Origin of the sequence: Ruegeria arenilitoris (genome assembly GCF_013035315.1) — a bacterium.
GTDB classification, from domain to species: domain Bacteria; phylum Pseudomonadota; class Alphaproteobacteria; order Rhodobacterales; family Rhodobacteraceae; genus Ruegeria; species Ruegeria arenilitoris_D.
On record NZ_WQHP01000006.1, the window covers coordinates 168,480 to 180,481 of the forward strand.

At 59.0% G+C, this 12,002-nt stretch carries 11 protein-coding genes; 5 read left to right on the plus strand and 6 right to left on the minus strand.

What is annotated here, in order from left to right; all coding sequences use genetic code 11:
* Positions 1–10 precede the first annotated feature (10 nt).
* Genes GOV53_RS14635 through GOV53_RS14645 form a run of 3 tightly spaced genes read right to left on the minus strand, consistent with a single transcriptional unit; the run spans position 11 to position 2,570 of the window.
* Positions 11–526, minus strand: a complete 516-nt coding sequence (locus GOV53_RS14635; RefSeq protein WP_170427698.1) for a flavin reductase family protein — start codon at positions 524–526, stop codon at positions 11–13.
* Positions 526–1,416: an aldo/keto reductase gene (locus GOV53_RS14640; protein WP_170467793.1), complete on the minus strand. Its 891-nt coding sequence runs from the start codon at positions 1,414–1,416 to the stop codon at positions 526–528. Before GOV53_RS14640 ends, GOV53_RS14635 begins: the two co-directional genes overlap by 1 nt.
* Positions 1,416–2,570 (minus strand): LLM class flavin-dependent oxidoreductase, encoded by a 1,155-nt coding sequence (locus tag GOV53_RS14645; protein WP_170467795.1) that lies wholly within the window; start codon positions 2,568–2,570, stop codon positions 1,416–1,418. The genes GOV53_RS14640 and GOV53_RS14645 overlap by 1 nt, the downstream gene beginning before the upstream one ends.
* 106 nt (positions 2,571–2,676) lie before the next feature.
* On the opposite strand from GOV53_RS14645, the gene GOV53_RS14650 reads away from it, so the two are divergent.
* The 5 genes from GOV53_RS14650 (at position 2,677) to GOV53_RS14670 (ending at position 8,318) form a co-directional block, all read left to right on the plus strand.
* A complete protein-coding gene (locus tag GOV53_RS14650; RefSeq protein WP_170468108.1) occupies positions 2,677–3,387 on the plus strand; it encodes a GntR family transcriptional regulator in 711 nt (236 codons plus the stop codon).
* Between the two features lie 12 nt (positions 3,388–3,399).
* Positions 3,400–4,497, plus strand: coding sequence for a Gfo/Idh/MocA family protein (locus GOV53_RS14655; protein WP_170467797.1), 1,098 nt, complete (start codon positions 3,400–3,402; stop codon positions 4,495–4,497).
* A gap of 159 nt (positions 4,498–4,656) precedes the next feature.
* Complete coding sequence (locus tag GOV53_RS14660) at positions 4,657–5,811, plus strand: phosphoserine transaminase (RefSeq protein WP_170467799.1); 1,155 nt, start codon at positions 4,657–4,659, stop codon at positions 5,809–5,811.
* Between the two features lie 56 nt (positions 5,812–5,867).
* Complete coding sequence (gene serA, locus GOV53_RS14665) at positions 5,868–7,463, plus strand: phosphoglycerate dehydrogenase (protein ID WP_170467801.1); 1,596 nt, start codon at positions 5,868–5,870, stop codon at positions 7,461–7,463.
* A 117-nt stretch (positions 7,464–7,580) separates the two neighbouring features.
* The gene (locus tag GOV53_RS14670) at positions 7,581–8,318 is read left to right on the plus strand and encodes a metallophosphoesterase family protein (protein ID WP_170467802.1); all 738 of its coding nucleotides are present in this window, start codon (positions 7,581–7,583) and stop codon (positions 8,316–8,318) included.
* On the opposite strand, the gene GOV53_RS14675 is transcribed toward GOV53_RS14670, so the two are convergent.
* From GOV53_RS14675 to GOV53_RS14685, 3 genes are all read right to left on the minus strand, one after another.
* Positions 8,305–9,822 carry a malonate--CoA ligase gene (locus GOV53_RS14675; protein WP_170467804.1) on the minus strand — a complete coding sequence of 506 codons (1,518 nt, stop codon included), beginning with the start codon at positions 9,820–9,822 and terminating at the stop codon, positions 8,305–8,307. The genes GOV53_RS14670 and GOV53_RS14675 overlap by 14 nt on opposite strands.
* A 79-nt stretch (positions 9,823–9,901) precedes the next feature.
* Entirely contained in the window at positions 9,902–10,606 is a 705-nt protein-coding gene (locus GOV53_RS14680) for a GntR family transcriptional regulator (RefSeq protein WP_170467806.1), read from the minus strand.
* Between the two features lie 27 nt (positions 10,607–10,633).
* Complete coding sequence (locus tag GOV53_RS14685; protein WP_170467808.1) at positions 10,634–11,989, minus strand: formimidoylglutamate deiminase; 1,356 nt, start codon at positions 11,987–11,989, stop codon at positions 10,634–10,636.
* Positions 11,990–12,002 lie beyond the last annotated feature (13 nt).

Here is a 12,002-nt window from a genome sequence, read left to right on the forward strand (position 1 = left end):
TATCCCGCGCTTATTGATGCGCGAATTGGCCGAGCTTTCCGGCGTAAAAGGTCAATGCGTCTCCGTCCGCCATACTGGCACGCAGGACCTTTCCAACAACAATGACATGGTCGCCTGCATCGTGATAGGCGTGCTGTTCGCATTCAAACCGCGCCAGACAATCCGGCAGCAACGGCGTTCCGTTTTCGCAGCGGTCGTGCGAAATCTCTTTCAATGCATACGCGTCTTTCGAGCATCCAAAGCACAGCTCGGCCTGTTCAGCGGACAGGACATGGACGCTAAAATGACGTGCCTCATGGAAATAGCGAAACCGGCGCGAGTTGCGGTCGCCAGCCCACATGATGAGCGGCGGATCCAGCGACAGCGAGGAAAAACTGTTCGCCGTGATGCAGATCGGGCCGTCGGCGCTGTCGCAGGTGACGATGGTCACACCGGTGGCAAATCGGCCGAAAGCGTCGCGCAGGGTGCGGGTGTCGTCCTTGTGGGGGACGAATGTGTGGGTCATGTCCTTTGAAATTGCATTCATCATGGTACCTCTTGCCCCAGCGCCGCCTCATACAGGCGGAACCAGCTCTCGCGATCCAATTTGACTTTCAGCGCGTCGGAAATGCGCTTGATGCGGTCCAGATTGTTGGTGCCCAGAACCGGCAGGATGCCTGCAGGATGCGCCAGCAGGAACGCAATCGCGACGGCGGCGCGGTCCACACCAAACTCTTCGCCTATCTCGTCTGCAACTAAACCGACCGGAGGGTTGCCGGCCATCAACAGCCCACCGCCCAGCGGCGACCAGGCCATCAGCGGGTGACCGTGCTGCTGGTGAAAGGCGAGATCGCCGTTTGTGAAGGGGCTGATCTCGCCCAGCGAAATCTCGATCTGGTTGGTAACCAGAGGTGTCTTCATCGCCGATTGCAGCAGGTTCCAGTCCCACGGGCGGAAGTTGGACACACCCACTGCGCGGACTTTGCCGCTTGCGACCACTTCGTCCAGCGCAGCGCCGGTTTCATGGTGGTCCATGAACGGATCAGGGCGGTGGATCAGCAGCAGGTCAATGTGGTCAATGGCCATCTCGGACAGAGAGGTTTCCACCGATTTCAGGATATGCGCCCGCGAGGTATCATAGTATTTGACCTTCGCATGCGAATACCGGCCGCAAGGGGCAACGATATCGCATTTGGTGACGATCTCCATTTTCTGGCGCAGTGCGGGGTTTTCCCGCAATGCGGCGCCCAGAACAGCTTCGGCGTTATAGTCGCCGTAGATATCGGCCTGATCGAAGGTGGTGATACCCTGATCCAGACAGGCCTGAATCTTCGCCTCGACATGGGCCGCCGATGTATCTGTGTCATCGCCTAAGCGCCACATGCCATAGACAAGGCGGCTCATATCCAGCGAGTCAGAAAGTTTCACACGTTGCATCAGCGACGAACTCCATTGCCCAGCGGTGTGGCCGGGGTATTTGCGGGAACCCTTCCGTAAGCTTCCGGAAGAGAGCAGGTTTTTAGGTTTGGCAGAACACGGCTGCCGAAATGGCGGGCCTCGTCCATGTGCGGATAGCCCGAGAAGATGAAGGCGCGGATGCCCATCTTCTGATATTCTTCGATCTTGGACATAACCTGATCGGTCGACCCGACCAGCGCGGCACCACAGCCCGAACGCGCGCGACCAACGCCCGTCCAGAGACCCGGTTCCACATAGCCATATTCATCTGCCAGATCGCGGTTCTTGGCCTGATGCGCGACGCCCAGAGAGGTCGAGTCCAAAGCGCGCTCACGGATGGCGCGGCCATATTCGTCATCCAGCTTCGAGACGATGTAGTCGGCGTATTCCTGAGCCTCGACCTCGGTGTCGCGAACGATCATGTGGACGCGCAGACCATAATCCAGCGTCCGGTTGTAGTTCTCGGCCACCGCGTGCACGGCCTTCATCCGTTCGGCCAGTTGATCCTTGGTCTCTGGCCACATCAGGTAGACGTCGCAATGCTCGCCACACAGGTCCAAAGCGGACGGGGAATAGCCGCCAAAGTAAAGCAGCGGGCCGCCGGTCTGATACGGTTTTGCCGGGTCGGTCGTGAGGCGCGAGAAGTTATAAACCTCGCCCGCATGGTTGATTTCATCCTGGGTCCAGGCCTGTTTCAGAATCTCGACCACTTCGCGCGAGCGCTGATAGCGGAAGGCGCTGTCGGCTTTTTCACCGGGGAAGTCGGATGAGATGATGTTGACCGTCAGCCGCCCTTTCAGCATGTGGTCCAGCGTCGCAATGGTGCGCGCCAGCATGATCGGCTGCATCTCGCCGCAGCGGACGGCGGCAAGCATGTTGATCTTTTCGGTGATCGGCGCGCATCCCGCGACAAAACTCAGCGTGTCCTGACCGACTTGATACGAGGATGGGCACAGGATGTTCCTAAACCCTTGCGCCTCGGCTTCTTTCACGATGCCCGAGCAGTGGTCCCAGCTGGACCGCAGATCGCCGTCAGGCACGCCCAGAAACTGATAATCGTCCGAACACAGCGCCGCGAACCACGAAACCTCAGCCGCGTCCAGATCGGGGGAAGTGATGGGGACGATGGTCATTTGATTCGTTCTCCGGTCGACTGTGACTTTCCTCTTGCGTAGCAATCACATTGATGTAGATCAATGGTGTATCAATTTTTCCTGCGACTGAATGAAGCGCCCAAAGATGTCCTCCGCCAACCGAAACCCAAATGCCTTACCGGTTTACGTTCAGATCGCCGAGTTGCTGATCCGTGACATCGCGGCCGGGCGTCTGATTTCCGGCGAGCGTCTGCCGCCTGAGCGGGAGTTGGCAGCAGATCTGAACGTGTCCGTGGGGACGTTGCGAAAATCGCTCGCCGAGCTTGAGAAAAAGGGGATGCTGGAGCGTATTCAGGGCTCAGGCAACTATGTCCGAGAGACCGGAACGCAGAACAGTGTCTATGGGATGTTCCGACTGGAACTGCCCGAAGGCGGTGGCCTTCCGCGCGCGGATATCCTGTCTGTGGACCACGTAAAAAAGCCAATCGATCTGCCCGATTTTGGAGCGTCAGACAGCGGTTCCCGTGTGCGTCGAATGCGTTATCTGAATGACACAATTATCGCGGTCGAGGAAATCTGGCTTGATGATGCCGCCGGACGGATCGATCAGAGCCTGCTCTCCGACTCACTTTATCGGTACTATCAGCACCAATTGGGGTTCTGGATCACACGCGCCGAAGACAGGGTCGCAATCGGGGCCTTGCCGGACTGGACGCCACCCGAATTCACCAAACCAGCCGGAGAAACGGTCGGCTACATCGAACGGTTCAGTTGGTCGGAACGACCTGAACCTGTTGAGTTTTCAAAAACATGGTTCGACCCGGATCGGGCCACCTATGTCCAACGACTGAAGTAGAAGGAACTGCGCATGACCCGGACCATTCACTACGGGCTGATCGGATGCGGTATGATGGGGCAGGAACATCTGCACAATATTGCCCTGTTGGACGACACGCGCGTGTCAGCGATTTTTGAACCCGACGCCGAGATGGCCAAGGTCGCACAGGAGATCGCACCAGACGCCAAGATGGTATCATCAGTGGCCGAATTGCTGGCGGTGGAAGATTTGGATTGTGTCGTCATTGTTAGCCCCAATCATCTGCATGTGAACCAGATCGAAGAAATCGCCCTGACGCACCCTTTGCCGCTGTTGGTCGAAAAACCTCTGTTCACGGATCCCGCCGATGCGACGCGACTGGAGGCGCTTCAGCGCGACTACCCGCATCCGATCTGGGTCGCGATGGAATACCGCTATATGCCGCCCATCGCCGCGCTGATATCCGAGGCGCAGGCGACAGGCGGGGTCAAGATGCTGTCGATCCGCGAGCATCGGTTCCCATTCTTGGAAAAGGTCGGCAACTGGAATCGGTTCAACCGCAACACCGGGGGCACCTTTGTCGAGAAATGCTGCCATTTCTTCGACCTTATGCGTTTGATCCTGCAATCCGACCCGGTGCGCGTCACCGCCAGTGGCGGGCAGGCGGTGAATCATCTGGATGAGGCCTATGAAGGTGAAACGCCGGACATCCTCGACCATGGTTATGTCATCGTCGATTTCGCTTCAGGCGCGCGGGCGATGCTAGAGCTGTGCATGTTCGCCGAAGGGTCCCGGTACCAAGAGGAGATCTCGGCCGTAGGTCCGGATGCCAAGATCGAAGCGCTGGTACCGGGGCCGGGGCGTTTTTGGCCAGAGCATCTGGGCGAACCACCGGTGCCACAGGTGATCGTCAGCCCGCGTGATCCCAAAGGGCCGATCGCTAAGGATATCCCGGTCGATCCGCGCCTGTTGGCTGCCGGGGATCACAACGGCTCGATCTTCTATCAGCATCAGGGGTTTTTAGCGGTTCTGCGGGGTGAGAAAGCCCGGCCCGAAGTGACTCTGCAAGATGGTCTTTGGGCCGTGAAGATGGGGCTGGCCGCGCAAGAAGCTCTTGAGACCGGAGAGGCCGTTCGCTTCGCTTCTTGAAGCGGATAGGAAACTCACGTTCCAGATACGCACAGGATCGGGTGTCGTTTTTGGCACCCGATGCGTCTTTTCCGCTTGCTGAGCGTATTCCCAGGCAATAGCTCTGTCTGTGGGACACCCCTCCCCAACGAGGGGCGTGTATCTGGAAGGGTAATACAGATGAGTATTCAACAACCGGCAACGCGGCCGGCAAATCCGCGTTTTTCCTCTGGCCCCTGCGCCAAACCCCCCACATTTGATCTGACCAAACTGGCCGATGCTGCGCTGGGCCGGTCGCACCGTGCAGCTGTCGGCAAGGACAAGCTGAAGGCTGCGATCGAGGGCACGCGCGAAGTGCTGGGGATTCCAGCAGACTACAAGATCGGCATCGTTCCCGCCTCGGACACCGGCGCGGTTGAAATGGCTCTGTGGTCGCTGCTGGGCGAACGCAAGGTCGAGATGCTGGCATGGGAGAGCTTTGGTTCCGGCTGGGTGACCGATGTGGTCAAGCAGCTGAAGATCGACGCTGAGGTCAAGACCGCAGATTACGGTCAGATCGTTGATCTGGCATCCATCGATTTCGCCAACGATGTTGTCTTTACATGGAACGGCACCACCTCGGGTGTTCGGGTTCCCAATGGCGACTGGATCGCGGATGACCGTCAGGGTTTGACGATCTGTGACGCGACCTCGGCGGCCTTTGCGATGGACCTGCCGTGGGACAAATTGGATGTGACCACGTTCAGCTGGCAGAAAGTGCTGGGCGGAGAAGCGGCCCATGGCATGCTGATCCTGTCGCCCCGCGCGGTGGAGCGTCTGGAAAGCTACACGCCCGCATGGCCTCTTCCCAAGATTTTCCGCCTGACCAAAGGCGGCAAGCTGATCGAGGGTATTTTCAGTGGTGCAACAATCAACACGCCCTCGATGCTTGCTGTCGAAGATTACCTGTTCGCACTGGATTGGGCGCGTTCGGTCGGTGGTCTGCAGGGCCTGATTGCGCGCGCCGATGCCAATGCCGGGGCGGTGCATGCGTTCTGTGATCAAAACGACTGGATTGCTAATCTGGCTGAAGATGCGGCGACGCAATCGAACACTTCTGTGTGCCTGAAATTCACCGACACGCGTATTCAGGACGGAGCGAGTTTCGCCAAGGCCGTGGCCAAGCGGCTCGAGGCCGAGAACATCGCGCTGGACATCGGTGCCTATCGCGACGCGCCCGCAGGCCTGCGCATTTGGTGCGGCGGCACGGTCGAGACCTCGGATATCGAAGCGATGCTGCCTTGGCTGGCATGGGCTTTTGAGGCCGAGATCGCGGCGCAGTCTGAGGCTGCCTGACTTTTCACCGGGCCGTCCAAGGCCCGGACCTTCCATACAATTCAAGGACCAGAGAAATGTCCCCCAAAGTACTCGTATCTGACAAGCTCAGCGAAACCGCCGTTCAGATCTTTCGTGATCGCGGCATCGACGTGGATTTCATGCCTGATCTGGGCAAGGACAAAGGCAAGCTGGCCGAGGTGATCGGCCAGTATGACGGTCTTGCCATCCGTTCGGCCACCAAGGTCACACCAACCATTCTGGAGAAGGCTGACAAGCTGAAAGTGATAGGTCGTGCCGGGATCGGCACTGACAACATCGACAAGGATGCCGCGTCGAAAAAGGGTGTGATCGTGATGAACACACCCTTCGGCAACATGATCACCACCGCCGAACACGCGATTGCAATGATGTTTGCCGTGGCTCGGCAGATCCCCGAGGCCAGCACCTCGACCCATGCGGGTAAGTGGGAAAAGTCCAAGTTCATGGGGATCGAGCTGACCAACAAGACCCTTGGCGTCATCGGTGCGGGCAACATTGGCGGTATCGTTTGCGAACGCGCGCTGGGCCTGAAGATGAAGGTCATTGCCTACGACCCTTATCTGGGTGAGGAGAAAGCCGCGCAAATGGGCGTGGAAAAGGTCGAACTGGACGAGCTTCTGGCGCGCGCGGATTTCATCACTCTGCACGTGCCGCTGACTGACCAGACCCGCAACATCCTGAGCCGTGAGAATCTGGCCAAAACCAAACCCGGTGTGCGCATCGTCAACTGCGCGCGTGGTGGTCTGGTCGACGAAGAGGCGCTGTCCGAGATGCTACAATCCGGCCACGTGGCCGGTGCGGCCTTTGATGTATTCAGCGTCGAGCCTGCCAAGGACAACCCGCTGTTCAATCTGCCGAACGTGGTCTGCACGCCTCACCTTGGTGCCGCGACCACCGAGGCGCAGGAGAATGTGGCCCTGCAGGTGGCCGAGCAAATCTCGAACTACCTGCTGACCGGCGCGGTCGAGAACGCGCTGAACATGCCCAGCGTTACAGCAGAAGAGGCCAAGGTCATGGGCCCGTGGATCAAGCTGGCAGGTCATCTCGGCAGCTTCATCGGCCAGATGACGGATGAGCCGGTCAAAGCGATCAACATCCTGTATGACGGTGTGGCCGCTGAAATGAACCTTGCCGCCCTGAACTGCGCCGTCGTCGCGGGGATCATGAAAAAGTTCAACCCTGAGGTAAACATGGTATCGGCGCCTGTCGTGGCGAAAGAGCGCGGCATTCAGCTGTCGACGACCAATCAGGACAAATCCGGTGTATTTGACGGCTACATCAAAGTGACCGTGGTGACCGACAAGCGCGAACGTTCGATTGCGGGCACTGTCTTTAGCGACGGCAAGCCGCGCTTTATCCAGATCAAGGGCATCAATATTGATGCCGAAGTCGGCGCGCACATGCTCTATACCACTAACGAGGACGTCCCCGGCATCATCGGCGCGCTTGGCCAGACAATGGGCGAGAACGACGTCAACATCGCGAACTTTACGCTGGGCCGGGCTGAGGCGGGCGGCGAAGCCATCGCTTTGCTCTATGTCGACGAACCGGTGCCCGCCGAGGCGCGCGCAAAACTGGCCGAAACGGGCCTGTTCACGCAGATCAAGCCGCTACAGTTTGACGTGGCCTGATCGGCGGCCCGTAATTTATGATCTGAACGATGCCCGCGCTAGAATGTGCGGGCATTGTCTTTTTTCTGCAATCTAGTTGCTGCACAAAGCGCCTGACGATTTCAAAGAGGCACTGAATTGAGTACTCCCATTTACGCCATCGGCGATGTTCATGGTCAGTTGGGCATGCTGCATGCGGCCTTGGCCCGGATCGAATACGACGGCGGCCCGGATGCACGGGTCGTCTTCTTAGGGGACTATGTGGACCGCGGCCCGAATAGTCGCGAGGTGCTGGATCTATTGATCGAGGGGCAACGCGCTGGGCGGAACTGGGTCATGGTCAAAGGCAACCACGACCGAATGATGGCCCGCTTTGTCGAGCGTTGTGAGATTGCGGACAAACATTTGCCGATCACTCTGAGCTGGCTGCACCCACGGTTGGGTGGGCGTGAAACGCTGGCCTCTTACGGGGTCGACGTCGCAGACACGGACCGCATCTTTCAGGTCCACGAACGCGCGCTGGCGGCCGTTCCACAAGCCCACTTCGAGTTTGTGAATGGCTTGCCTACCTTTCATCAGGAAGGTGAGCTGCTGTTTGTCCATGCGGGGATCAATCCGGGCGTTCAACTGGATCAACAGATCGAAGACGATCTTGTCTGGATACGGCAGGAATTCTTGGGCGATGCCCGCCCGCACCCATGGCTGATCGTGCATGGTCATACCCCTGTGGACCGGGCAGAACATTGCGGCAACCGTGTCAATCTGGACGCAGGTGCGGGCTATGGTCGGCCCCTTGCCACGGCGGTCTTCGAAGGGAGCGATTGTTGGCTGCTAACCGATGCAGGCCGGGTCAGATTAGAGCCTAATCCGAGGTAAACAGCCCTTTGTAGCGGTCCCGCAGGGCGTTTTTCTGCACCTTTCCCATGGTGTTGCGCGGCAGTTCATCCAGCAGGATCAACTCCCGGGGGTGTTTGAATCGGGCCAACTCGGTTTGCACGGTGGACATAATAGCTTCAATATCCGGCGTCTGACCCGGCTCGGCCACCAGAATGCCCAGGACAGTTTCGCCAAAGTCCGGGTGGGGCACGCCGATTACCGCGCTTTCCAGCACGCCGGGCTGGTCATCCAGCACCAGCTCTATCTCTTTGGGATAGATGTTGAACCCACCCGAGATGATCAGGTCTTTGCCTCGCCCGACGATATGGACATAGCCGTCGTCGTCGACGCGCCCCAGATCGCCCGTGATGAAAAACCCGTCTTCTCGCAATTCGGCAGCGGTTTTCTCGGGCATTTGCCAATATCCTTCGAAAACATTTGGTCCGCGCACTTCAATCATGCCGATTTCACCCTGCGGTAGAGTCTCGCCTGTTTCAGGGTCGGTCACCTTCAGTTCGACATCCGGCAAGGGGAACCCCACAGTCCCAGCGCGGCGCTCGCCGTCATAGGGGTTCGAGGTGTTCATGTTGGTTTCCGTCATTCCATAGCGTTCCAGGATGCGGTGGCCGGTCCGGGCTTCGAACTTTTCATGGGTCTCGGCCAACAAGGGGGCGGAGCCTGAAATGAACAGCCGCATATGGTGCGCCAGATCACCCGTGAACCGATCATCCGCCAGCAAACGGGTGTAGAAGGTCGGCACACCCATCATCGAGGTCGCTTGGGGCATCAGGCGCAGGATGTCCTCCAGATCGAACTTTGGCAGAAAGATCATTGCTCCGCCCGAGGCCAGAATGACGTTCGTCGCCACGAACAGCCCATGGGTGTGAAAGATCGGCAGGGCATGAAGCAGCACGTCGTCCTTGGTAAATCGCCATTCCTGCACCAGCGTTTCAGCATTGGACAACAGGTTTGCCTGCGTCAGCATCGCACCCTTGGATCGCCCTGTTGTGCCCGAGGTATAAAGGAACGCAGCCAGATCCTCTTCGGTTCGCCGGGCGGGTTCAAACGCGGGCAGCATTCCCAAAGCCCTGCGCATCAGGCTGCCGGACCCGTCCGCGTTCAGGGTCTCGAGCCGCGCATTCTGCGCTTGTGCGATCGGCGTGAGCTCTGCCGTGCTGGCCTCATCGCAGACAACCAGCGCCGCGCCGCTATTTTCGATGAAGTACTCCAGTTCGGCGGATTTGTACGCGGTGTTGAGCGGCAGAAAGATCAACCCGGCTTGCGCGCAGGCTGCATAAAGTGCCAGCGCTTCAGGTGACTTTTCAACCTGAACTGCGACCCGGTCTCCGGGCTGCAGTTCGAACCCGGTCAGCGCGTTGGCGATCCGCGCAGCCATGTCCAGAAAAGCCGCATGGGTCAGTGTTTGACCGTCGGGCAGATACAGGAACGGAGTGTCCTTGCCTGCGTGGATGCCAAACAGTCGATCATAAAGAGGGTTGCCCATCCCGTCATTCCTTCGCGCCGGTCCAAGTTGGCTAAAACTGGCGCGGATCAGCGGTACCGTAAAGCGAAAAACGCCCGTGTCAGAACTGGGTTGTCATGCGATACCCGGCCGCAAAGTACATCTTGGCAAAGGTAACCGGCTGACCCTCAAGCCATGTGATCCGCTCACCTGTGAAAACCGGTTCTCCCACGGGGAGGTCAAGGAACCCCGCCACAGTCTTATCGGCCCGGCTGGCCAGGAAACTCAGCTCGACATTTGTGAAGGGCACAGTCTGGATCAGCCACTCATTCGGGCCTATTGCGGCAAAATCGGCGTCGGCGACCTGCGGAACCGAGTCGATGACGATCCAGCGATCCTCGTATTGGAACGGTGTATTGCCGTTGAAATGCATGCAGCGCACGTGCATGACGCTTTGGTCCGACGTCAGCGCCAGGCGCGCGCGCAACCAATCGGGGGCGGGTTCCACTCCCGAGGATACCAACGCATAGCGATAGGTGCCGCCCATTGCCTCGACCTCGTCCCGCACCATGGGGATGGTAAAGCGGGCCTGTCGCTGCGGCGCGCTCAGTACACGCGTTCCGGCCTTGCGGCGACGTTCCAGATAGCCCTCATCCGCCAATTCTCGCAGCGCGCGGTTCACGGTTGTTCGGGTGCAGGAAAACTCGACTGCCAGTTCCTGCTCATTAGGCAGCAAAGAGTCCGGCTGCCATTCACCCGACCGAATGCGCGCCAGAACGGTTTCTTTGATATCCCTGTAACTGGTGGTGTCACTCGATTGGGTCATGAGGCCTGTTTCCTTCCAAGTGCCCGTTTAGACATCGGCCAGAAGATCGGCAATCGCAGCCTTGTAGGCAGGGATAACGCGCTCCCGTTCGATGTGGCGGCCTTGCTGCACCATATGCCGCCCCGCCGACCACAGATCGGTCACCAACCCGTCGGGGGCAGCAAAGCACAGCCCGTCCAGCAATTGCTGATCGGTCAAGGCGCAGAGCGTGGGGTGGGTGCGGTCGATTGCAACTAGATCGGCCAGTTTGCCGACCGCGATTTCGCCCGCATTTCGCCCGAGCGCCTGTGCGCCGCCACGGGCGGCTCCGGTATAAAGCGTCTGACCAACCGAGCCTTCGTCTTTGACCAGAACAGTACGCGCGTGATCGCGCAGGCGTTGAGAATATTCCAGCGTCCGCAGCTCTTCGGGTAGAGAAATTCGCACATTAGAGTCTGATCCAACGCCAAAACGACCATCTGCGTCGATATAGACAGACCCGTTAAAGATACCGTCCCCCAGGTTGGACTCGGTGATCGGACACAAGCCCGCAACCGCACCAGATCGCGCAACGGCGCGCGTCTCATCATCCGTCATGTGAGTCGCGTGGATCAGGCACCAGCGGTGATCGACGTCGACATTGCCCATCAGCCACGACACTGGGCGCTGACCCAGCGCGGCCTCGACATCGGCCACCTCTTTGAGTTGTTCAGCGATGTGGATATGGACGGGACCAGCCGGAGAGGCCCGCAGGACCCTTTGCAAGTCCGCGGGAGATGTGGCCCGCAAGGAATGCGGAGCGATTCCAAGGGTCGACTCCGCATGGGGCAGGGCCGAACGGCACTCTTCGACCAGGTTCAGAAACTCATCCACTGAGTTATCAAAGCGCAACTGGCCGCCCGCCAAGGATTGCTGTTCGACCCCGCCATAAGTGTAAAGCACCGGAAGGTGCGTCAGCCCGATCCCAGTTTGTGCAGCAGCGGCGAAGATGCGCTGGCTTAACTCGGACGTCTGCGCATAGCGCGCACCGCCCGGTTGGTGGTGGACATAGTGGAACTCACCGACCGAGGCGTAGCCAGCCTCTTGCATCTCAAGATAGACCAGCGCGGCAATGGCTTCGATGTGCTCTGGCGTCAGCCGGTCGAGGAACCGGTACATCAGCGTTCGCCAGGTCCAAAAGCTCTCGCGTCCAGCCGCGCGCACTTCGGTCATACCCGCCATAGCCCGCTGAAACGCATGGCTGTGCAGGTTTCCCGGCGCGGGCAGCAACGCATCAACCTGTGTGTCAGCGGGCTGGGCTGATGACCCGATATCCAGCGTCTTTATGTGTCCCTGGTCGATTTCCAGCCGCAGGTCACTGACCCAGTTAGAACCTAACAAAGCGGTTTTGGCGTGGATCGTCATCGTATTTCCAATT

What these genes read in the sequence shown, in the direction of transcription:
- GOV53_RS14675 (WP_170467804.1), bottom strand. Translation starts at nt 9,822, where the DNA reads ATGGGCAACCCTCTTTATGATCGACTGTTTGGCATCCACGCAGGCAAG.
- GOV53_RS14645 (WP_170467795.1), bottom strand. Translation starts at nt 2,570, where the DNA reads ATGACCATCGTCCCCATCACTTCCCCCGATCTGGACGCGGCTGAGGTT.
- GOV53_RS14635 (WP_170427698.1), bottom strand. Translation starts at nt 526, where the DNA reads ATGAATGCAATTTCAAAGGACATGACCCACACATTCGTCCCCCACAAG.
- GOV53_RS14655 (WP_170467797.1), top strand. Translation starts at nt 3,400, where the DNA reads ATGACCCGGACCATTCACTACGGGCTGATCGGATGCGGTATGATGGGG.
- GOV53_RS14640 (WP_170467793.1), bottom strand. Translation starts at nt 1,416, where the DNA reads ATGCAACGTGTGAAACTTTCTGACTCGCTGGATATGAGCCGCCTTGTC.
- GOV53_RS14660 (WP_170467799.1), top strand. Translation starts at nt 4,657, where the DNA reads ATGAGTATTCAACAACCGGCAACGCGGCCGGCAAATCCGCGTTTTTCC.
- GOV53_RS14685 (WP_170467808.1), bottom strand. Translation starts at nt 11,989, where the DNA reads ATGACGATCCACGCCAAAACCGCTTTGTTAGGTTCTAACTGGGTCAGT.
- GOV53_RS14650 (WP_170468108.1), top strand. Translation starts at nt 2,677, where the DNA reads ATGTCCTCCGCCAACCGAAACCCAAATGCCTTACCGGTTTACGTTCAG.
- serA (WP_170467801.1), top strand. Translation starts at nt 5,868, where the DNA reads ATGTCCCCCAAAGTACTCGTATCTGACAAGCTCAGCGAAACCGCCGTT.
- GOV53_RS14680 (WP_170467806.1), bottom strand. Translation starts at nt 10,606, where the DNA reads ATGACCCAATCGAGTGACACCACCAGTTACAGGGATATCAAAGAAACC.